Annotated in this window: 21 protein-coding genes; 11 read left to right on the forward strand and 10 right to left on the reverse strand. The window is 67.3% G+C overall.

What is annotated here, in order from left to right; genetic code table 11:
- Positions 1 to 7: 7 nt before the first annotated feature.
- Positions 8 to 295: a UrcA family protein gene (locus ASF31_RS08915; protein ID WP_055754326.1), complete on the reverse strand. Its 288-nt coding sequence runs from the start codon at positions 293 to 295 to the stop codon at positions 8 to 10.
- A gap of 214 nt (positions 296 to 509) precedes the next feature.
- Here ASF31_RS08915 and ASF31_RS08920 point away from each other — a divergent pair, with 214 nt between their 5' ends.
- A complete protein-coding gene (locus ASF31_RS08920) occupies positions 510 to 1,475 on the forward strand; it encodes a magnesium and cobalt transport protein CorA (RefSeq protein ID WP_055754327.1) in 966 nt (321 codons plus the stop codon).
- Here ASF31_RS08920 and ppc read toward each other — a convergent pair whose 3' ends face one another.
- On the reverse strand, positions 1,476 to 4,175 hold the full coding sequence (gene ppc, locus ASF31_RS08925; protein WP_082465095.1) for a phosphoenolpyruvate carboxylase: 2,700 nt from the start codon (positions 4,173 to 4,175) through the stop codon (positions 1,476 to 1,478).
- Between the two features lie 202 nt (positions 4,176 to 4,377).
- Here ppc and ASF31_RS08930 point away from each other — a divergent pair, with 202 nt between their 5' ends.
- Both ASF31_RS08930 and ASF31_RS08935 read left to right on the forward strand, forming a co-directional pair.
- On the forward strand, positions 4,378 to 5,568 hold the full coding sequence (locus ASF31_RS08930; RefSeq protein WP_055754328.1) for a divergent polysaccharide deacetylase family protein: 1,191 nt from the start codon (positions 4,378 to 4,380) through the stop codon (positions 5,566 to 5,568).
- Positions 5,568 to 6,044 carry an RNA pyrophosphohydrolase gene (locus tag ASF31_RS08935; RefSeq protein WP_055754329.1) on the forward strand — a complete coding sequence of 159 codons (477 nt, stop codon included), beginning with the start codon at positions 5,568 to 5,570 and terminating at the stop codon, positions 6,042 to 6,044. Before ASF31_RS08930 ends, ASF31_RS08935 begins: the two co-directional genes overlap by 1 nt.
- A gap of 48 nt (positions 6,045 to 6,092) precedes the next feature.
- Here ASF31_RS08935 and ASF31_RS08940 read toward each other — a convergent pair whose 3' ends face one another.
- Entirely contained in the window at positions 6,093 to 6,572 is a 480-nt protein-coding gene (locus ASF31_RS08940; RefSeq protein ID WP_055754469.1) for an Hsp20 family protein, read from the reverse strand.
- 271 nt (positions 6,573 to 6,843) lie between these two features.
- Between ASF31_RS08940 and ASF31_RS08945 the strand changes: the two genes are divergently transcribed.
- The 3 genes from ASF31_RS08945 to ASF31_RS08955 all read left to right on the forward strand — a co-directional run bounded on the left by ASF31_RS08945 (position 6,844) and on the right by ASF31_RS08955 (position 9,697).
- Complete coding sequence (locus tag ASF31_RS08945) at positions 6,844 to 7,650, forward strand: class I SAM-dependent methyltransferase (protein ID WP_055754470.1); 807 nt, start codon at positions 6,844 to 6,846, stop codon at positions 7,648 to 7,650.
- 95 nt (positions 7,651 to 7,745) lie between these two features.
- Complete coding sequence (locus ASF31_RS08950) at positions 7,746 to 8,666, forward strand: class I SAM-dependent methyltransferase (RefSeq protein ID WP_055754330.1); 921 nt, start codon at positions 7,746 to 7,748, stop codon at positions 8,664 to 8,666.
- Positions 8,663 to 9,697, forward strand: coding sequence for an alpha/beta fold hydrolase (locus ASF31_RS08955; RefSeq protein WP_055754331.1), 1,035 nt, complete (start codon positions 8,663 to 8,665; stop codon positions 9,695 to 9,697). The genes ASF31_RS08950 and ASF31_RS08955 overlap by 4 nt, the downstream gene beginning before the upstream one ends.
- A gap of 4 nt (positions 9,698 to 9,701) precedes the next feature.
- On the opposite strand, the gene ASF31_RS08960 is transcribed toward ASF31_RS08955, so the two are convergent.
- The 3 genes from ASF31_RS08960 to ASF31_RS08970 all read right to left on the reverse strand — a co-directional run bounded on the left by ASF31_RS08960 (position 9,702) and on the right by ASF31_RS08970 (position 11,583).
- Positions 9,702 to 10,271: a hypothetical protein gene (locus ASF31_RS08960; RefSeq protein WP_055754332.1), complete on the reverse strand. Its 570-nt coding sequence runs from the start codon at positions 10,269 to 10,271 to the stop codon at positions 9,702 to 9,704.
- 75 nt (positions 10,272 to 10,346) lie between these two features.
- Positions 10,347 to 11,132 carry a histidinol-phosphatase gene (hisN, locus tag ASF31_RS08965; protein ID WP_055754333.1) on the reverse strand — a complete coding sequence of 262 codons (786 nt, stop codon included), beginning with the start codon at positions 11,130 to 11,132 and terminating at the stop codon, positions 10,347 to 10,349.
- Positions 11,133 to 11,202: 70 nt separating this feature from the next.
- Positions 11,203 to 11,583: a helix-turn-helix domain-containing protein gene (locus ASF31_RS08970; protein ID WP_055754334.1), complete on the reverse strand. Its 381-nt coding sequence runs from the start codon at positions 11,581 to 11,583 to the stop codon at positions 11,203 to 11,205.
- A 188-nt stretch (positions 11,584 to 11,771) separates the two neighbouring features.
- On the opposite strand from ASF31_RS08970, the gene ASF31_RS08975 reads away from it, so the two are divergent.
- Complete coding sequence (locus tag ASF31_RS08975; protein WP_055754335.1) at positions 11,772 to 12,026, forward strand: GlsB/YeaQ/YmgE family stress response membrane protein; 255 nt, start codon at positions 11,772 to 11,774, stop codon at positions 12,024 to 12,026.
- 143 nt (positions 12,027 to 12,169) lie between these two features.
- Here the strand turns inward: ASF31_RS08975 and ASF31_RS08980 are convergent, their stop codons facing one another.
- Positions 12,170 to 12,661, reverse strand: coding sequence for a hypothetical protein (locus ASF31_RS08980; protein WP_055754336.1), 492 nt, complete (start codon positions 12,659 to 12,661; stop codon positions 12,170 to 12,172).
- Between the two features lie 153 nt (positions 12,662 to 12,814).
- On the opposite strand from ASF31_RS08980, the gene ASF31_RS08985 reads away from it, so the two are divergent.
- Positions 12,815 to 14,470 carry a GNAT family N-acetyltransferase gene (locus tag ASF31_RS08985; RefSeq protein WP_055754337.1) on the forward strand — a complete coding sequence of 552 codons (1,656 nt, stop codon included), beginning with the start codon at positions 12,815 to 12,817 and terminating at the stop codon, positions 14,468 to 14,470.
- Here ASF31_RS08985 and hemW read toward each other — a convergent pair.
- A complete protein-coding gene (gene hemW, locus ASF31_RS08990) occupies positions 14,467 to 15,627 on the reverse strand; it encodes a radical SAM family heme chaperone HemW (protein ID WP_055754338.1) in 1,161 nt (386 codons plus the stop codon). The two genes, ASF31_RS08985 and hemW, sit on opposite strands and share 4 nt — an antisense overlap.
- The gene (rdgB, locus tag ASF31_RS08995; protein ID WP_055754339.1) at positions 15,620 to 16,222 is read right to left on the reverse strand and encodes an RdgB/HAM1 family non-canonical purine NTP pyrophosphatase; all 603 of its coding nucleotides are present in this window, start codon (positions 16,220 to 16,222) and stop codon (positions 15,620 to 15,622) included. Before rdgB ends, hemW begins: the two co-directional genes overlap by 8 nt.
- A 453-nt stretch (positions 16,223 to 16,675) precedes the next feature.
- On the opposite strand from rdgB, the gene ASF31_RS09000 reads away from it, so the two are divergent.
- The 3 genes from ASF31_RS09000 to ASF31_RS09010 are packed head-to-tail and all read left to right on the forward strand — an operon-like array spanning position 16,676 to position 18,123.
- Positions 16,676 to 17,281, forward strand: a complete 606-nt coding sequence (locus ASF31_RS09000) for a DUF2975 domain-containing protein (RefSeq protein ID WP_055754340.1) — start codon at positions 16,676 to 16,678, stop codon at positions 17,279 to 17,281.
- Between the two features lie 24 nt (positions 17,282 to 17,305).
- Positions 17,306 to 17,545, forward strand: a complete 240-nt coding sequence (locus ASF31_RS09005) for a helix-turn-helix transcriptional regulator (protein WP_017504942.1) — start codon at positions 17,306 to 17,308, stop codon at positions 17,543 to 17,545.
- Positions 17,542 to 18,123 (forward strand): Smr/MutS family protein, encoded by a 582-nt coding sequence (locus ASF31_RS09010; protein ID WP_055754341.1) that lies wholly within the window; start codon positions 17,542 to 17,544, stop codon positions 18,121 to 18,123. Before ASF31_RS09005 ends, ASF31_RS09010 begins: the two co-directional genes overlap by 4 nt.
- A 66-nt stretch (positions 18,124 to 18,189) precedes the next feature.
- On the opposite strand, the gene ASF31_RS09015 is transcribed toward ASF31_RS09010, so the two are convergent.
- Positions 18,190 to 18,831, reverse strand: coding sequence for a TetR/AcrR family transcriptional regulator (locus ASF31_RS09015; protein WP_039243898.1), 642 nt, complete (start codon positions 18,829 to 18,831; stop codon positions 18,190 to 18,192).
- Between the last annotated feature and the right edge of the window lie 70 nt (positions 18,832 to 18,901).

Genomic DNA, 18,901 nt, shown 5'->3' on the forward strand with positions numbered 1-18,901 from the left:
TTGCGTTTCAAGCGTCGAAGGCGAAGCGCCCGCGCGCATATTCGGCTCGGCGATGGTCGGGCAACAGAGACAACGCTTCCTGCCGGAAACTATTGCGACAGACCGGGCGCTCAATCGATCGGACACTACGGCAAAAGCGATCTGCGGCGCCGTTGACGCGTGCGTCGAATGCAGCCGCTCCATGTCGGGTCGACAGATCGAGATCGCCATAGGGGATGTGGGCTTCGAACTGCGCGGCGTTTGCTGAACCGGCCGAGAGGACCGCGGCGGCCGTGATAGAGACGATTTTGAGCATGATCCTGAGTTCCGTTTTCCAACCCCTTGTTGTCCGGGGTGGCTAACGGTGAAGCTGGATCCGATCGAAACGGCGAAGCTTCTACGGCCGAATGGCGCCGCTTGAATAATTCGACGTCATGACATTTCGGTCAGGATCGAACCGTCTGCGCATCCGATGCTTCTACTGAGACTTCTCACCCTCTAAGTCAGGGCAGGCATCTGCTGGAGATTTCATGACCGTCGTCGCCTCCTACGTTTATCGCGACGGCCAGCGCGTGCGAGAGGCGCCGCTTACGCCCGAGGGGTTGGCGCTGGAGCCGGGCGAGTTCGTCTGGGTGGGGCTGTACGATCCGACGGACGCCGAGATCGACGTCTTGGTGGAACGGTTCAAGCTGCATCCGCTGGCGGTCGAGGACGCCCTGGCGGCGCACCAGATGCCCAAGGTCGAGGTCTATGGCCGCGAACTGTTCGTAGTGGCGCGCACGGCCATGAAGATCGATGACCGGCTGGCCTATGGCGAAACGCACGTCTTCGTCGGCGACGACCATGTGGTCAGCATCCGTCACGGCTCGGCCCGCGCCCACAACCATTTGCGCACACAGCTGGAAGCCTCGCCCCTGCAGCTTAAGAAGGGTCCCGACTTCGTCCTGCACGGCATTCTGGACTTCATCGTCGACGCCTATGCCCCCATCGTGGACGATGTCGAGGACAGCGTTCTGGAGATGGAGCAGCGGACGCTGGACGCCTTCCTGTCGCGCCTGGAAATCCGCCGGCTCTTCACCCTTCGCCGCGAGCTGCTGAAGTTCCGGCGCATCCTGGGGCCAATGGAAGAGGTGCTGGGACGGCTCCAGTCGCTGGACCTGCCCTGTATCGATCCGGACGTTCGGCCCTATTTCCGCGACGTCGGCGATCACGTGCGGCGGGTGAACAGCCGGTTGGGGGGCTTGAACGACATCCTGTCGTCGGTCTTCGAAGTCGCCAATCTGCTGGAGCAGCAACGTCAGGGCCTGATCACGCGCAAGCTGGCCGCGTGGGCCGCCATCCTGGCCGTGCCGACCGCTATCGCCGGCATCTACGGCATGAACTTCGAGCACATGCCCGAGCTGCACTGGGAGTACGGATACTATGCGGTCTTGGGCGTGATCGCGGCCATCTGCGCGGCGCTGTATATGACGTTCAAACGGACGAAGTGGCTGTAGTCAGCCGCTGTTTCGCAGGCCTGCCGCCACGCCGTTGATGGCCAGAAGGATGCCCTCGCGGACGCGGGGGTCGTCGTCGCCTGCGCGGCGGCGGCGGATCAGTTCGATCTGGACGTGGTTCAGCGGCTCGACATAGGGCATGCGCAGCCGGATGAGCCGGTCCAGCTCGGGCTGGCCGCCCAGCAGGGCGTCATGGCCGGTGATGGCCAGGATGGCGTCGTGGGTGCGCTGCCACTCCTCGCGGATTTCGCCATAGATGCGCGACGCCAGTGACGCATCGGGGACCAGGGTGGCGTACCGGCGGGCGATGGTCATGTCGGACTTGGCCATGACCATCTCCATGTTCTGGATCAGGGTCTTGAAGAAGGGCCAGGCCTCGGCCATCGCCTTCAGCTCGCCCATGTCCTTGCCCTGGACCGCCGAGCCAAAGCCGAACCAGCCGGGCAGCATGACCCGGCTCTGCGACCAGCTGAACACCCAGGGAATGGCCCGCAAATCCTCGATCTGCGTCGAGGCGGTGCGCGACGACGGGCGCGAGCCGATCTTCAAATCGGCGATCTCGGCGATGGGGGTGGCGGCGCGGTAGTAGTCGACGAAGCCGTCGGTTTCATAGACCAGCTTGCGATAGGCGGCCATCGACCGGGCCGACAGGTCCGACAGGGTCGCGCCGTGTTCGGCGGTGAAGGCGTGATCCGTCCCCTTGCCCAGTGAGGCCAGCATGGCGCCGCAAGTCAGGGCGTCCAGATTGCGAAGCGCGATCTCCGGCTCGCCGTATTTGTTGGCGATCACCTCGCCCTGTTCGGTGGTGCGGATGCGGCCCTGGACCGTGCCTTCGGGCTGGGCCAGGACGCCGGCGAAGGACGAACCGCCGCCGCGCCCGACCGTGCCGCCGCGCCCATGGAACAGTTGCAGCTTCAGCCCGTGCTTCTGCGTCACCTCGACCAAGGCGCGCGAAGCCTCGTGCAACTCCCAGCCCGAGGTCAGGTAGGAGCCGTCCTTGTTCGAATCCGAATAGCCGATCATCACCTCCTGCACGCCTCGCGCCTTGGCGACGGCGAGGGCGGAGGGCTCCTGCAGCAGCCGCTCCAGGGTGGGGCGCGCGGCGCGAAGGTCTTCGATAGTCTCGAACAGAGGCGCGGCCTGGATGGGGCAGGCGGCGGGGTCTTCGGATCGGTAGAGACCGACCTCCTTGAGCAGCAGATAGACTTCCAGCAGGTCCGAGGCCGCGTCGGTCTTGGACACGATATGGGTGCGGATGGCCTGCGGGCCGAAGGCGGCGAGCGCTGTCGCGGCGGCCTGAAGGATGGCGCGTTCCTTCAGCGTTTCCGGCTCATAGTCGGCATAGGGGCTGAACAGCAGGCGCGACGAGGCCAGTTCGGCGGCCAGCACCTTCAGGCGGCCTTCTTCGTCCAGCGCCAGATAGTTGAGTTCGACGCCCGCGACCTTCAGCAGGTCGGCGACAACACGTTCATGGACGTCGGCGTTCTGGCGCATGTCCAAGGTCGCCATGTGGAAGCCAAACACCTCGACCGCCGTGATCAGATCGCTGAGCCGGTCGTCGGCGAAGACGCCGCCGTGGTGCGACACCAGGCTGTCGTGAAGCGTCTTCAGATCGGCTTCGAAGGCGTCGGGCCCCGGATAGGGTTCGGCCTTGACCGCGGGGCGACGGGGCGGGGGGGCGTCGCCCAGCTTCTCGTGCGTGGCGGCGAGGCGGGCATAAACGCCGGTCAGGGCGCGGCGATAGGGTTCGTCCGCGCGGTGGGGCGACGGATCATGGGCGGCGTCGGCCAGAGCCTGAAGCTCGGGCGACACCTGCGCCAGTTCGGCGGCGAGGCTGAGTTCGGCGCCCAAGGCGTGCACCTCGTCCAGATAGAAGGTCAGCACGGCCCGCGCCTGGGTGCGGAAGGCGGCGGCCATCACAGTGGCGTCCACGTTCGGATTGCCGTCGCGGTCGCCGCCGACCCAGGTGCCGACGCGCATGAAGGGCTTCAGCTCGGGCGCCTCCAGCAAACGCCGCCAGGCCGACAACTGCTTGGGCGCGACGTGCAGGAAGATGCGGTCCAGGAAGGAGACGACGGTGTCGATCTCGTCCTGCACCACCAGGCCCTGTGTGCGGACCAGACGCGTGGCCCACAGGATGACGATCTGGCGGCGCAGCGGTTCGGCGATAGCGTCTAGGGAGCAGGCGTCGCCGGCCTTGTCGCAGGCGTCCAGCAGGTCGGTGATGGCGGCGATGCGGTCGATGACGCTCTTGCGCCGGACCTCGGACGGGTGGGCGGTCAGGACGGGCGAGATCAGCGACTGATCCAGCAGGGCGCGCACGGCCTCGCGGTCCACGCCTTGATCGGCCAGACGCTTCAGCGCGCCTTCCGGAGTGTCGGGCCGGGCGCCGGCCTCGGCCTGGCTCTGGGCGCGGCGGCGGGTCGAGCGGTCCTCGGCGATATTGGCCAGCAGAGAGAATAGGGCAAAGCCGTGCGCCAGACCGGCCGCCTGATCCACCGACATGGCGGTCAGCAGCTTCTCCAGCCGCTTGGCGGGGTGCGAGGCCGGGTCGCGGTGATAGGCGATCGAAGCCTGTCGCACCGCCTCGACATGGTCGAACAGGGCCTGACCGCCCTCGTCGCGGATGATGTCGCCCAGAATGCCGCCGAGCAGTCGGACCTCGTCACGCAGGGCGTCGTCGGCGGCGGGACTCATCATCTCAAATATCCTGGGACGGCTTGGGGTCGGCGCGGGGAGGTCGGCATCTGGAAGGGCGAAGTCGCCCGCGTCAACGCACGATCCGTGACAGCCGCTCCCAGAAATCACCGCGTCGATCATGGTGAACCGCCCGTTAGGGTTTCTTAACCGACGGCGCCCGATGATGCGGGCGTAGGATTCCAGATCGGTTCCACTCTTGCCCATGTTCGCCAAACGCCAATCCGCACTCGCCGCCACCGCCGGGACCGCCCCGCGCGCCAAGGACGGCCCGAGCCTGAAACCTGTCGTCGACGCCCTGAAGAAGCCGCCGGTCGCGGCGGGTCTGGCAGGCTTGCTGCTGCTCAGCACCAGCGCCCTATTTTTGACGGTGCTGGGTGATCCCAAGGCGGGAACACCCTCGGCCCATGTCGCGCTGGAACGCGAGGCGGCCGCAGCGCCAGCGCCGGCGCCGACGGGCTTCGAAGCCTTCTCCATGGGCGCGATGGGGCTTTATCAAAATCTGGCGGGCGGCGCTGATCCGGCCGCAGGCGGCGACGCCGTCATCACCCTGCCGGACGGCGGCAGCGTCTCGGGTCAGGGCGCACCCATCACGGCGCCGGTCCACGCCGCCTCTCCGTTGGCCAAGGCCCCCATCGCCGGCCTGTCGCAGCCCGGATCCAACGGTCCCCTGCCGATGATCGCGCCCGACGGCCGCGTGCCGGCCCAGGCCTATGCTCGCCCGTTCCGTCCGAACGGCAAGCCGCGCGTGTCGCTGATCGTCGGCGGTCTCGGCCTGAACGCCGTCACCACCCGCGCGGCGATCGAACGCCTGCCGCCGGAGGTCACGCTCAGCTTCGTGCCCTACGCCGACAATCTGCAGGGCTGGATCGACCAGGCGCGCGCGCAGGGCCATGAGGTCATGCTGGAAATGCCGATGGAGCCGACCGGCTATCCCGACAACGACCCCGGCCCCTATACGCTGCTGGCCGACGGCGGCGCCGACGACGTGACCGCCAAGATGGACTGGCTGCTGAGCCGCGCCACCGGCTATTTCGGCGTGACCAACTATCTGGGCGACCGGTTCGCCGGCTCGGACACGGGCATGAACGCCTTCCTGAGCGTCCTGCGCCAGCGTGGCGTCGCCTTCCTGGACGACGGCTCGTTCCAGCGTCGACCGGGCGCTTGGGCGCGGGCCAGCGCGGATCGCGTCATCGACCGGACCCAGTCGCCCGCCGCCATCGTCGCCGCCCTGAATGGTCTGGAAGCCCAGGCCAAGCTGCGCGGTTCGGCCCTGGGGGCCGGCTTCAGCTATCCGGTGACGGTCGAGGCCGCCGCCCGCTGGACCGCCGGCCTGGAACAGCGCGGCCTGCAACTGGCGCCGGCCTCGTCCATGTCGATGCGGCCGGGGCGCTAGTGTCCGATCTCGACGCCTATCGGCCCAATGTCGGGGTCGTGCTGTTCAACCGCGAGGGCCTGGTCTGGTACGGCCAGCGGCACGCTACGCCCGGCCCGCATAACTGGCAGTTCCCGCAAGGCGGCGTCGATGCGGGCGAGGATCTGGAAGCGGCCGCCCGCCGCGAACTGCATGAGGAGACCGGCGTCACCTCGATCGAACTGCTGGCGCGGACGGACGACTGGATCCTGTACGACTTCCCGCCCGAAGCCATGAACAACGCCAAGGCCTGGCGCGGTTTCAAGGGTCAGAAGCAGCAGTGGTTCGCCTTCCGCTTCACCGGCGACGAAGCCGAGATCGATCTGGCGGCCGACGACGAGGTCGAGTTCGACGCCTGGCGTTGGGGGCCGCTCTCGGACGCCTGCGACCTGATCGTGCCGTTCAAACGCCCGGCCTATGAACGGGTCGTCGCCGCCTTTTCGCACTTGGCGGCATAAAAAAGGGCGGCGCGAACGCCGCCCTTTCATAGTTCGCCGTGAAACGGCTTAGGCCGCTTCGGCCTTCTTCTCGGCCTGGCCTTCGATCAGCGGCTGGCCGGCGCCGATTTCGATACGGCGGGGCTTCAGCGCCTCGGGCAGTTCGCGCTTCAGCGAGATCGAGAGCAGGCCGTTGACCAGGTTGGCGTCGTTAACGACGACATAGTCGGCCAGCTGGAACCGGCGCTCGAAATCGCGCTCGGCCAGACCGCGATGCAGATAGGTTTTCTGCGTCGCCGTATCATCGTTGGCGGTCTTGCGGCCGGTCACGGTGAGCAGGTTTTCCTTCACCTCGATGTTCAGCTCGTCGGGGCTGAAGCCGGCGACGGCGATCTCGATGCGATAAGCGTTCTCGCCCGTGGTTTCGATGTTGTAGGGGGGATAACCCGTGTCCTGGCTGGTCGCGCGCGAGGCGTTTTCCAGCAGACTGGCCAGACGGTCGAAGCCGACGGCCGAACGGTACAGCGGGGTAAAATCATAGGTACGCATCAGCATCCTCCTGAGGATCAGCAAGGTTGAGCCGCCCGGCGTTTTGGCCCGGACGGTGGGAGATCAGATCGACGACCCGAAACCGGCGCCGTCAGTCTGGAGAACCCGAAATCGGCGTCCTCGAGAGCAAAGATGGGAACCGACGAAACGGCGTCAAGGGCGTCGCCGCGACGATTTTGCTTGCGTCAAATCCGCCTGTGTCTCGCGAAGTTCATTTGCGCGGGCGGCCCGCCTGCCTATGGAGAACGACCTGAACCTGGAGCCCTCGATCATGCGCCCTGCCGTCTACGGCCTCGTCGCCGTCCTGCTGTCCGCCGCCCCCGCCCTGGCCCAACAGTCGCCCCAGACCCAGGGCGCGTGGACACCGCCGCGCTCGGCCCTGTCCAGCGCCATGCCGACCTTCTCCGACGACACGGCCTTGCAGACCGCCATCGCCGCCGAGACCCGGCCCGCCGCCGACCGGGCGCGCGACGTCTATCGTCATCCGTATGAATCCCTGACCTTCTGGGGTCTGACGCCAGGCATGACGGTGGTGGAGATCGAGCCGGGCGGCGCCAGCTGGTGGCGGCACATCCTTGAACCCTATGCGGCGGCGACCGGCGGGCGTTATGTGCCGGTCAATCGCCCGCTGGAAAGCATGGGCGTGGCGGACGGAACCGCCGACTTCATTCTGGTGGCTCGCGCCTTCCACAACTGGTCGCGTAACGACCGGACCCAGCCGTATCTGCAGGCCTTCTTCAAGGCCTTGAAGCCCGGCGGCGTGCTGGCGGTCGAGCAGCACCGCAGCGCGGAAGGGCTGAACGTGGCCGATGTCGCCTCCACCGGCTATGTGCCCGAAAGCTATGTGATCCATGAGGCGCGAAACGCCGGCTTCGTGCTGGAGGCGCGCAGCGAGCTGAACGCCAATCCCAAGGACGATCACGATCATCCATTCGGCGTCTGGACCCTGCCGCCCATCCGCCAGTCGGCCGCGCGCAACGATCCGTCCGGCCGCACCCTGACGCCCGAGGAACGCGCCGCCTTCGACGCCATCGGCGAGAGCGATCGGATGACCTTGCGTTTCCGCAAGCCCGAATAGGCCGTCTTGCGTTTTGACCGGACCTGCGAACCCGATTAAGCCCAAGGCGTCAGGGTGCGTCGGACGCGGGTCCCGGCGTCCTGCGGAGGTTTTGAATGGCTGATCGTCTGGCGAGCGCGAGCGGATTGTCGCGTCGGTTTCTGCTGAGCGGCGCTGCGGCGCTGGGGCTGACCGGCGTGGCGGCTTGCGGGCGCAAGGACGAGGCCGCAAAGGCGCCCGCCGCGCCGCCCACACCCGCAGGGCCGCCGGAAGGCTCGCTGGAATGGGCGGTCGAGGGGTCGTGGCGCTCGGCCCAGGACAAGGCGCGCGACGCCTTCCGTCACCCGATGGAGACGCTGCGGTTCTTCGGGCTCCAACCCAAGATGACGGTGGTGGAGTTCTGGCCCGGCAGCGGCTGGTACACCGAAATCCTGGCCCCCTATCTGGCCAAGGGGGCGGGAACCTATGTCGCCGCCCTGTTCCCAGAAGGACCGACCGCCGATCCGGCCCAAGCCGTGCTGAACACCGCGTTCCGCACGCGGTTCTCCAGCGACAAGAAGCTTTATGGCGAGCCGCAGTTTTCGGTCTTCGGCGCGGGGTCCGGCCCGGTGACCGCAGCGGGTACGGCAGAGATGTGCCTGTTCATGCGAACCCTGCATGGCTGGATGGCGGCGGGCATTGCGGAAAAGGCCTTCGCCGACGCCTTCGCCGCCCTGCGCCCCGGCGGTATCCTGGGCATCGAACAGCACCGGCTAGCCCCTGCGCAGGATCAGGACCCGGTCGCGGCCAACGGTTATGTGCAGGAAGCCTTTGTGCGCCAGTTGGCGGCTGAGGCGGGCTTCGTCTTCGTCGAGGCGTCCGAGATCAACGCCAATCCGGAAGACACCAAGGATCACCCGTTCGGCGTCGACACCCTGGCGCCCACGCGCCTGACGGCGCCGCGCGGCGAACCGGCGGACCCCGCTTTCGACCGATCCAGATACGACGCGATCGGGGAGAGCGATCGCATGACCTTGAAGTTCAGGAAGCCCGAGTGAACCGCGCTCAAGCCTTCGCCGCCAACGCCCCGCTGATGGGGGTTCCCGGCGCCGCCCCGCCGCCCGGCGGAAAGGGCGACTGGTTTCGCGGCGCAGGCGGAATGCGCCTGCGCGCGGGGCTGTGGAAGCCGTCGCATCTCGCTGCGGACAAGGTGCGCGGCACCGTGGTGCTCAGCCCCGGCCGCACCGAGCCGATCGAGAAATACTATGAGGTGATCGGCAACTTCCTGGCGCGCGGTTGGTGCGTGCTGACCCACGACTGGCGCGGCCAGGGGCTGTCGGCCCGTCTGCTGCCCGACCGGCTGAAGGGTCACGCCCGTGCGGTCGAGGAGTTTCTGGACGACTACAACCGCCTGCTGAACGCCTATGAGGACCAGTGCCCCAAGCCGTGGCTCATGGTCGGTCACTCGATGGGCGCGTGCCTGAACCTGCTGACGCTGGAAAGCGGCGAGGACCGGTTCGCCGGCGCGGTGTTGTCCAGCCCCATGCTGCGCATCAAGACCGGCAAACGGTCGATGTGGTCGGTCAAGCTGGTGGTGCGCTGGAACATCCGCCATGGCCAGGCCGGCGACTATATCCTGGGCGACCCCGACGATCCGTTCGATCACAACTTCGCCGAAGACGCCCTGACCTCGGACGAGACCCGCTATGAGATGTGGCGTCAGCAGCTGTACGCCTGCCCGCACCTGGCCATCGGGGGTCCCACCTATGGCTGGCTGGCCTTTGCGCTGGACGCCGGCGAGCGCGCGCTAAAGCCCAAGGCCCTGAAGGCGGTCAAGGCGCCGGTCGTGATCGTCCAGGCCAGCGCCGACGACGTGGTCTGGAAACAAACCAACCAATGGGCCGCCAAACGCGTCCCGCGCGGCCGCTACGTCGAGGTCGCCGGCGCCAAGCACGAGGTCATCATGGAGGCCGACGACCTGCGCGCGGTCTTCCTGAACGAATTCGACGCCATGGCCGATCTGGTCGCGCCTGCGGCGGACGCGCTCACCGATCCGTCGGCGAGGACGGCGGACGTGACGGCGGGCTGATCGTTCAGGCGGCGGTTTCGGCGCGCCAGCGTCGGTCGATCGTCTGGGTGACGCCGCATAGCTGCAGGAAGGCGACGGCGACGCCGGGGCCGGTCTCGGCCTTGATCAGCAGGGGCAGAACGATCCACTCGCGCGGGAAGCGCATGACCATCACGTCGTCGCTGGCGCGCAGGTGCGGGCAGTATTTCATCGAGCGGTCGACGCAGCGGCGGTGCAGGGGCGCGATCGAGCCGGCGTCGATCATGACCCGGTCGTCGGCGATGTCCGCGCGAACCTGACCGCCGCGCGCCCTGAGCTGTCCGGCGCATCGTCGCGCGGCGATCTGGGTCCAGCGATCGCTCTCCTGGGTCGGCTCGCCGCACATCGGACACAGCATGCGCGCGACGGTGAGGCGCTGTCGGACCAGATGGTTCTTCGAATATTGCGGCTTGCCGGCGCCGGGTGCGCTGGCCTGCATCAGGGCGAGACGGCCGCCGACGGTTCGGCACGGCGCGGCGCCCGTAATCTCTTCGCCGCTCCAGCTCGTGACCCAGGGCACGTCGACGCCGACAACCAATTTGGACTGTCCAGTCATCGAAATCCGTCCCCTCAACCGTTCGCACCCTGACGCCGTCTCTCGACCTGCGTCAATATGCGCCAGGTGAGAGCGTTAGGCGGCCGCACGTTTCAGCGTCACCAGCGCCTGGTCGATCAGGCGCGCGTCGCCGACGGCGAGGACCTGGCCCCTGTCGTCCGGCGCTGCGCCGCGCCAGTTGACGACCTTGCCGCCCGCCGCCTCGATGACGGGCACAAGGGCGGACCAGTCCCAGGGCTTCAGGCTGGTCTCGGCGACCAGATCCATCTTGCCCGCCGCCACCATGGCGTAGGCGTAGGCGTCGCAGCCCAGGCGCGCCAAGCGGGCGGTCGCACGCACCTGGGTCCAGGCGCCCAGTTCGGCGCCGTTGAAGATGTCGGGGTCCGTCGTCGAGATGACGGCTTCGGTCAGCGTCTCGCAGGACCGCACGGCTAGCGGCGTCTCGACATCGCCGCGCAACAGGCGCGCGCCGGACGGGCCGCCGATGAAGATTTCATCCAGATAGGGCTGGGCGATGACACCGACGATCGGCTTTCCGCACGTGCGCAGGGCGATCAGCGTGGTCCACAGCGGCAGGCCCGAGATGAAGGCGCGCGTGCCGTCGATGGGATCCAGCACCCAGACGTGCTCGGCGTCCGGCCGATCCTCGCCATACTCCTCGCCGATGACGCCGTGGTCGGGATAGCGGGCGGCGATCAGGCGGCGGATGGCGGCCTCGGCCTGTTTGTCGGCCTCTGTGACGGGATCGAAGCCGGCCGCGCCGCCCTTGTCCTCATGCCCGATGTCCGAGCGGAAGAAGGGCAGGGTCACGCGCGCGGCTTCGCGCGCCAGTTCGATGGCGAAGGCTTCGTGTTCGGTCATGGGGTTCCCTTACCGCGCTTTCGCCGGCATGGGCGCCCCTTGAGACGTGCAGATCGGGGAGACGCGCAGATCAGGCGGCGGCTGCGTCGCCCGCATGCAGGGACTTGGCCAGGTCCAGCAAACGCCGGCGGGGCCGTTCGTCCAACTGATAATAGGCCTGGATCAGATCCAGCGTTTCCTTGCGCGAGAAGACTTCGCCGCCCTTGGGCGTCGGCGCGTCGGCCTCCATCGCCTCGGCCAAGCCATCGTAGAAATAGGCGACGGGCGTTTCCAGCGCCTCCGCCAACTGCCACAGGCGCGCGGCGGAGATGCGGTTGGCGCCGCATTCGTACTTCTGGATCTGCTGAAAGCGGATGCCGACCTGGACGGCCAACTGCTGCTGGGTCAGGCCCAGCAGGCGGCGACGGCGGCGCAGGCGGCGGCCCAGATGAAGGTCGATGTCGTCGGCCATGACGGTGATCCTCGTCTCAACGTCTGTCCCGATGCGGGACGACACACGTCGATCACGGCAATCGCCGTGCCGGATCGCGCCAGAGGCGAATTCGACCTTATTGCGGCAAGCTTTGAACGATGACGCAACCGTATGGCCCGAGCCGCATTTACTGCAACAGCTTGGCTTTTAAAGGAAGGAACCACAGCATGGGTCTCGGAATCATTGGTTGGCTCGTCATCGGCATCGTCGCCGGCTGGCTGGCTGAAAAGGTCATGGGTCGCAATCACGGCCTGCTGACGAACCTGATCGTCGGCGTCATCGGCGCTCTGCTCGGCGGCTTCATCTCGAACAACATCTTCGGCACGCCGGTTGGCGGCTTCAACTTCGTCACCCTGATCGTGGCGTTCCTGGGCGCCTGTCTGCTGCTGTTCCTTCTGGGACTGGTCAAGCGTCGCGCTTGATCCGACAGTAGGTCTACAAGGAAAAGGGCGGCTCTCACGAGCCGCCCTTTTTGCTGCGCCACTGTCGCCGCTGGGGTGCGGACAGACGAAAGGGCGGCCGGGAAACCCGACCGCCCTTTATCATTCAGCTTTGGAAGGCAGTCTTATTGAGGCTCGGTCGGAGCCGGCGTGGCGCTGTCCTGAGCCGGGGTCGCCGGTTCGGTGGTCGCCGGATCGGTCGGCTCGGCGGCGGGTTCCGCAGTCGGCGCAGGGGCGGCGGCCGGATCAGCGGCGGGGGCCGCCGGGGCGCCGGCGATCGGAGCGGCGGCGTCAAACTCGGCCTTGGTGTAGGCCACCACGACGCCGGTTCCTTCCTGGCGGATGCCGCTCAGCGGCACGGCGCGAAGTTGGCCGTCGGCGCCGCGAACGGTGAGTTCCTGCTTGCCTTCGGCATTGTTCTGAACGCCCTCAAGCTTGCCCAGCTCGCCATCAGGACCGGAAACGCTCGATCCGGGATTCAGCGACAGCGATTGCTGCGAGGACGCAGCGGCGGCAGGCGCGGCGGCGGGAGCGGGCGTCGTTTCTTGCGCCAGAGCCGGCGCGGCGGTCATGAAGGCGGCGGCGGCGCCAGCCAGAAGAGCGGTCTTGATGGTCATGGGTCATCCCCAGTTGCACGGGCCCGACGCCCGCACCCCTATATACTCGCTCTGTTACGGATTGTTTCGTATGCCCCGAAATGACCTTGGCAGCGCCCCGGTTGGACGATTCTTGGTCTATGTTCGGGCGATCCGCGATTCGAGAGGCCACGCTTGTCCAGCCGCCCCCGGCACACATCCGGTCTGATCCGCCGACTGGCGGGTCTGGCCTTCGAACTGACGCCCCAGATCTTTGCGGTGCTGGCCTTCGGCGCAGGCGCGCTGATGCTGGCCTCTGCGGTGACGCCCGAGTTCGACAGTCGACTGCGCCAGCTGACGGGCGTCGTCTCTCCGATCCTGATCGACCTGTCGCACTTTGTCGGCAGCATCGCCGGTTTCCTGCTTCTGCTCTTGTCGGCGGGTCTATGGCGGCGTCGGCGCGGCGCCTATTGGGCCGCCCTGCTGGTCCTGGCGGCCGGGGCGGTGTTTTCGGTGCTGAAGGGGCTGGATTGGGAACAGGCGACGGATCTGCTGGTCGTCGCCGCGCTCCTGGCGCCGTGCCGTACGGCCTTCAACCGACGCTCGCGGCTCAGCGAGCCGCTGCGGCCGAGCTGGCTGTTGCTGTTGACGGCGGTGGTGGCGGCCATGCTGTGGCTGGGCTTCTTCGCCTATCGCGACGTGGCCTATAATGACGAGCTGTGGTGGCGCTTCCTCAGTGATCGCCAGGCGTCCGGCTTCCTGCGGGCCGGGCTGGTTCTGGCGATCCTGACGCTGGTGGTGGCCGGGCGCTCGCTGCTGAGCTCGCCGGGCGCCCACAGTCACGGACCGGCCAACAAGGCCGACATCGATCGCGCGCTCCAGGCGTTGCAGACGGCTGATACGGCCACGCCCGAGGCCTGGCTGGCCATGCTGGGCGACAAGGCGCTGATGTTCAGCCCGTCGGGTTCCAGCTTCCTGGCCTATCGCGTGCGGGGGCGGCGCTGGATCGCCATGGGCGAACCGGCAGGGCTCAAGAGCGAACGGCTGGAGTTGCTGTGGTCCTTCGCCGAGATGGCCGACAGTTATGGTGGGGCGGCGGTCTTCTATTCGGTCAGCGAAGAGGTGCTGGGCGATCTTGCGACCATGGGGCTGGCGGTGCGCAAGGTCGGCGAGACGGCCGTGATCGACGCCCACCGCTTCTCCATCGAGGGCAAGGGCAAGCAGAACCTTCGCACAGCCATCAATCGCGCCGAGCGTGAGGGCTCCTCGTTCGAGGTTCTTCCGCCCGGTTCGGCCGCAGCGATAGCGGACGAGCTGCGCCAGATTTCGGACGCCTGGCTGGCCATGCATGAGGGCTCGGAGAAATCCTTCTCCTTGGGGCGCTTCGACGTCGACTATCTGGACCTGACGCCGCTGGCGGTGGTCAAGGAGGGCGGCCGCATCGTCGCCTTCGCCAATCTGCTGACCTCGCCGGACGAAGCGGCGGTGGATCTGATGCGCCATCGGCCGGACGCGCCGCATGGGGTGATGGACTATCTGTTCATTCGCTGCGCCCAGTGGGCCAAGGCGGAAGGCCTGGCCAGCTTCGACCTGGGCATGGCGCCGCTGGCTGGGCTGGAGGATCGTCGCATCGCGCCGGTCTTCGCCCGTGTCGGCGCCCTGGTGTTCGAAGAGGGCGGGGCGCTCTACGGCTTCCAGGGTCTGCGCAGCTACAAGGCCAAGTTCGGCCCGGACTGGCGCTCGCGCTTCATCGCCGCGCCGGTTTCGACGCCGCTGCCGCTGGCCCTGCTGGACGTGGCTTTGCTGACCAGCGGCGGCTGGCTGGGAATGCTGGGGCTGAAGAAGGCCTAGGTCAGCAGCGCCTTCAGCACGCCGTCCAGCACCGGGCGGCCGCGCTCGGTGGCGATCAGTCGCTCGGCCTTCAGCATCAGGAACCCGTCGGCGATCAGGTCCGCGACCGGCGCGAGTTCGGGAGACAGGCCGAGCGCCGACAGCAGGGCGACAGGCGCGCCTTCGGTGGTGCGAAGGGCCAGCAGCAGCCGTTCTTCGGCGGCGTCGGACAGGGTCTGGGCGTCGCGCTCGGACCAGGGCGTGAGGCCTAAGACGCCCGCCACATAGTCGGCGATGCGGCGGTGGGCGACGGTGGCGGTCCTGACGCCGTCCAGCGTCAGCCGGCCGTGGGCGCCGGGGCCAAGGCCCAGATAGTCGCCGCCGCGCCAGACATGCAGATTGTGCGACGAGCGGGCGGCGGGACCGCGGGCGTGGTTGGACACCTCATAGGCTTCGAAGCCGGTGGCCGAGAGGACATCCTGGGTGGTTTCGTAGAGTGAGGCGGCCCGGTCCTCGTCGGGTGGGGTCAGGGTTCCGCGTACGAAGGCCCGGCCAAAGGCGGTCGTCGGCTCTATGGTCAGTTGATAGGGCGAGACGTGTTCGAACCCGAGCGCCAGCGCCGCCTTCAGTTCGGCGGCCCAGGCCTGCGGCGTCTGGTCCGGTCGGGCGTAGATCAGGTCGATGGACAGACGGTCGAAGGCGCGGCGGGCCAGATCGACCGCGCGCAGGGCCTCGGCCGCCGAATGGTCGCGACCCAAAAAACGCAGGGCGGCGTCGTCCAGCGCCTGAACCCCCATCGACAGGCGGTTGATCCCGGCGTCGGCCAGGGCCGCGAACCGGCCGGCCTCGGCGTCCGTGGGATTGGCCTCCAGCGTGATCTCGATGTCACCGGTGGGCGGGAACATGTTGCGGGCCGCCGCCACGATCCGCGCGACGGCGTCGGGCGCCATCAGCGACGGCGTGCCGCCTCCAAAGAAGATCGAGGCCAGCCGTCGCGGGCCTGTCAGATCTCTCTGGGCGTGCAGATCCGCCAGGATCGCCTCGACCAGCCCGGCCTGTTCCTCGGTGCGCCCGCGATCGCGCACGACGTTGAAGTCGCAGTAGGGGCAGATGCGCGCGCAATAGGGCCAGTGGACGTAGAGGCCGACGTCCGATCCCGGATCAAGCGGATCAGTCAATCAGGGCGGCTCTCAGCTTGGCGAAGGCGACGGTGCGGTGGCTGATGGCGTCCTTGGCCGCCGGCTCCATCTCGCCAAAGGTCTGATCGCCGCCACTCGGAATGAAAAGCGGGTCGTAGCCGAACCCGCGATCGCCGCGTGGGGGGAAGGTCAGCTGGCCGTGAACCTCGCCCTGGACCACGACGCACGGGCCGTCCGGCCAGGCGATCGCCAGGGCCGAGGTGAACCAGGCGGTGCGGTCCGTCGCGCCGATCTCTTCCAGCCGCTCCTCGACCTTCTTCATGGCGACGGCGAAATCCTTGCCCGGCCCGGCCCAGCGCGCAGAGAAGATGCCCGGCGCGCCATCCAGCGCCGCGACCGACAGGCCGGAATCGTCGGCCAGCGAAACCTCTCCTGACAGCTCAGCCGCGTGACGCGCCTTCAGCATGGCGTTGCCGGTGAAGGTGCTCTCCGTTTCGTCGGGTTCGGGCAGGTTCAGCTGGCCGGCGGTGACGAGTTCGTAATTTCCGCCGAGCAGCGCCGAGATTTCGGGAACCTTGCCGGCGTTATGCGTCGCCACGACGATCCGCATCCCTTTGATAAGCTTGAGATTCATCGTCGATCACGCTCCTGAAACAGTCTATTGCCAAAGTTTAATATCGTTAAACGATATGTAACGTGCCTTTTCCGCCCGCACGGCCTATCTATTGATCGTCAGGAACGAGGCCGCAGCGTTCAGGACTTCCGGAAAACCGGGAACGATCATGCGGCTAATAAATCCAAACGGCGATAATCGCCCAAACACGAAAGACGGAGAACCACAATGCATACGATGAACACCTCGATGTGGCTCGACAAGGTCGGCGCTGCTTTTGTCAGCACCGTTCTGATCGCCGCCCTGCCCACCGCCCTGGTCGTTACCCTGTTCCAAGCCCTTTGATCCCTCGCTTTTCGATCACTGGAGCTTTGACGACCTGCATGAAGACCGCGATGTATAGAGCCGCGCGCGGGTTCGCCGGACCCCGCGTGGCCATCGCCCCGCCTTGCCCGGCTTGAGATCAAAAAGACCATGCGCCTGCCCCTGCCGCCAAATCCGCTGAAGCGAGGCGAGGCAAGCGTTCCGAACTGGCTGGGCGCGCCGATCAAGGCGCTCGGTCCGGGTTCGGTGTCCAGCGTGCTGAAAGTAGTTCTGGACGTCGCCTATATCCTTCTCTGGCTGATCACCGGCATTTTGCTGCTGCTGGTCATCGCCGCGATCTTCATTCCCCTGGACAATGTGAACATCACCGTCAGCGGGGATTCCGGCGGCAAGCAACTGCCGCTGACGCGCACCCTGCTGCTGTTCGGCTTGGGCGCCGCGACCGCTTACTTCGGCGGGTTCATGCTGATCTTGCGCAGCCTGCGCCGCATCATCCGCACCCTGACCATGGGCGACCCGTTCCAGCCCGATAACGTGCGCCGTCTGCGCCAGATCGGCCTGACCCTGGCGGTCGTGACCGGCGGCGTCTGGGTGGCTCAAGGCTTCGTCGCCAAGCGGCTGGCGCCCGGCGTCATGGATCCACAGGGCTTCGGCGAACTGCTGACCCCCATCTTTTCCGTGCTCATCGTCTTCGTGCTGGCGGAGGTGTTCCGCGAGGGCGCGCGCCTGCGTCGCGAATCCGAACTGACGATCTGAGCCGTTTCGAAGTAGGATTTGCGCATGGCCATCCGCGTCCAGCTCGACCGCGTCCTCGTGGAACGCCGCATGTCGTTGACCGAACTCGCCGACCGGGTCGGGGTGACGGTGGCGAACCTGTCGATCCTGAAGACGGGCAAGGCGCGCGCGGTTCGGTTCTCCACCCTGGACGCCCTGTGCCGCGAGCTGGACTGCCAGCCCGGCGATCTGCTGGCGCACGAGCCAGGGCCCGGCGACACCATCGAGGACGACGGCGAGGCATGAGGCGAAAGGGCCCGAGCCGTGACGAAAACGGACTGACGCCCGAAGACCGTCGCATCTGGACCCGCGTGGCCGGATCGGTCGTGACGCCGAGGACGCGCAAGGCCGCCCGCGTTACGCCCGGCGCCGAAACGCCGCCCGAGATCGTGGTGACGCCGATCGAGCGCCCGCGCCCCCTGGTCAAGGCGTCTCCCAAACGCACCGCTGTCGCGCCACCGGCGGAAAAGCGACCCTCGCCGAACAAGCCCAAGCCCGCGCCCGAGGATCTGGAGCCGCGCCGCAAACAGCGGCTGTCGCGCGAACGCGATCCGATCGAGGCGCGCATCGACCTGCATGGCTTTGGCCGGTTCGAGGCTGAGGATCAGCTTCGAGGCTTCCTGACATCCTGCCAGGCGCGCGGAATGCGGGCGGTGCTGGTCATCACCGGACAGGGTCGGATGGGCGGCGGGGTGATCCGCTCGGCCTTTGCGGAATGGATGCATTCGCCCGCACTGCGCGGCGTGGTGTCGGGCTTCACCATCGCCCACCAGAAGCACGGCGGAAACGGCGCCTTCTACGTCACCCTGAAACGCCGGGCCTGACGCTCACGAAACAGGCCGGACCCGCGTTGGCAGACCCGGCCTTCCGAAAAGCGGCTTTGCTCTGGCCTATTTGGCGGCGATGGCGCCGGCCAGGATCACGTCGATCTGCTTGCCCATATGATCCGACAGTGCCTGCGCGTCCCATTCGTCATAGGCGGCGCGGCGATAGTTCGACAGATAGGCGTCCCAGATCAGCTCGACCAGCAGACGGCTGTCGGCGTCCTTGGACAGCTCGCCCTTGGCCACCGCATCCTGAAGGATGTTGCTGATGGCGAGCAGCAGGTTCTTGGTCGCGGCCCGGGCGCGCATTTCGGCGGCCAGGGGCTGGAACCACGAGCGGGCCACGATGGCTTGGAACAGCGGCAGTTGGTCCAGCGACGAGTGATAGCCGGCGCTCAGGGCGCTGACGAGGCGCTGGCGGACGGGCTCGCCTTCAGGCGCCGCGGCCTCGACCACCTCGGCCAGACGCGTCATGTCCTCGGTCAGGACGGCTTCGAACAGCTCGGCCTTGTCCTGGAAGTTGGCGAAGACGGCGCCGGTGGACATGCCCGCGCCCTTGGCGATGTCGCGGATCGTGGCGGGCTCATACCCGCGCTCGGCGAAGAGCGAGCGGGCGGCGTCCAGAACCTTTTGTCGCGTGCGGATCTTGGCGGCCTGGCGGCGGTTCAAGCGGGGCTCGACAGCGAGGGAGGCGACGGTATCTGTCATATAATCAGGCTTTTACTCTACTTTCGGCCTCTGGTCGGGGCAGACCCGGCAGCGACCTCGAATGAATATC

The sequence above is a fragment of the Brevundimonas sp. Leaf280 genome (assembly GCF_001422455.1).
Lineage (GTDB): Bacteria > Pseudomonadota > Alphaproteobacteria > Caulobacterales > Caulobacteraceae > Brevundimonas.

Excerpts from the sequence above, each read along its gene's own strand:
- ASF31_RS08915 (WP_055754326.1), bottom strand. The coding sequence starts at position 295 with ATGCTCAAAATCGTCTCTATCACGGCCGCCGCGGTCCTCTCGGCCGGT.
- ASF31_RS08920 (WP_055754327.1), top strand. The coding sequence starts at position 510 with ATGACCGTCGTCGCCTCCTACGTTTATCGCGACGGCCAGCGCGTGCGA.
- ppc (WP_082465095.1), bottom strand. The coding sequence starts at position 4,175 with ATGATGAGTCCCGCCGCCGACGACGCCCTGCGTGACGAGGTCCGACTG.
- ASF31_RS08930 (WP_055754328.1), top strand. The coding sequence starts at position 4,378 with ATGTTCGCCAAACGCCAATCCGCACTCGCCGCCACCGCCGGGACCGCC.
- ASF31_RS08940 (WP_055754469.1), bottom strand. The coding sequence starts at position 6,572 with ATGCGTACCTATGATTTTACCCCGCTGTACCGTTCGGCCGTCGGCTTC.
- ASF31_RS08945 (WP_055754470.1), top strand. The coding sequence starts at position 6,844 with ATGCGCCCTGCCGTCTACGGCCTCGTCGCCGTCCTGCTGTCCGCCGCC.
- ASF31_RS08950 (WP_055754330.1), top strand. The coding sequence starts at position 7,746 with ATGGCTGATCGTCTGGCGAGCGCGAGCGGATTGTCGCGTCGGTTTCTG.
- ASF31_RS08960 (WP_055754332.1), bottom strand. The coding sequence starts at position 10,271 with ATGACTGGACAGTCCAAATTGGTTGTCGGCGTCGACGTGCCCTGGGTC.
- hisN (WP_055754333.1), bottom strand. The coding sequence starts at position 11,132 with ATGACCGAACACGAAGCCTTCGCCATCGAACTGGCGCGCGAAGCCGCG.
- ASF31_RS08970 (WP_055754334.1), bottom strand. The coding sequence starts at position 11,583 with ATGGCCGACGACATCGACCTTCATCTGGGCCGCCGCCTGCGCCGCCGT.
- ASF31_RS08975 (WP_055754335.1), top strand. The coding sequence starts at position 11,772 with ATGGGTCTCGGAATCATTGGTTGGCTCGTCATCGGCATCGTCGCCGGC.
- ASF31_RS08980 (WP_055754336.1), bottom strand. The coding sequence starts at position 12,661 with ATGACCATCAAGACCGCTCTTCTGGCTGGCGCCGCCGCCGCCTTCATG.
- rdgB (WP_055754339.1), bottom strand. The coding sequence starts at position 16,222 with ATGAATCTCAAGCTTATCAAAGGGATGCGGATCGTCGTGGCGACGCAT.
- ASF31_RS09000 (WP_055754340.1), top strand. The coding sequence starts at position 16,676 with ATGCGCCTGCCCCTGCCGCCAAATCCGCTGAAGCGAGGCGAGGCAAGC.
- ASF31_RS09005 (WP_017504942.1), top strand. The coding sequence starts at position 17,306 with ATGGCCATCCGCGTCCAGCTCGACCGCGTCCTCGTGGAACGCCGCATG.
- ASF31_RS09010 (WP_055754341.1), top strand. The coding sequence starts at position 17,542 with ATGAGGCGAAAGGGCCCGAGCCGTGACGAAAACGGACTGACGCCCGAA.
- ASF31_RS09015 (WP_039243898.1), bottom strand. The coding sequence starts at position 18,831 with ATGACAGATACCGTCGCCTCCCTCGCTGTCGAGCCCCGCTTGAACCGC.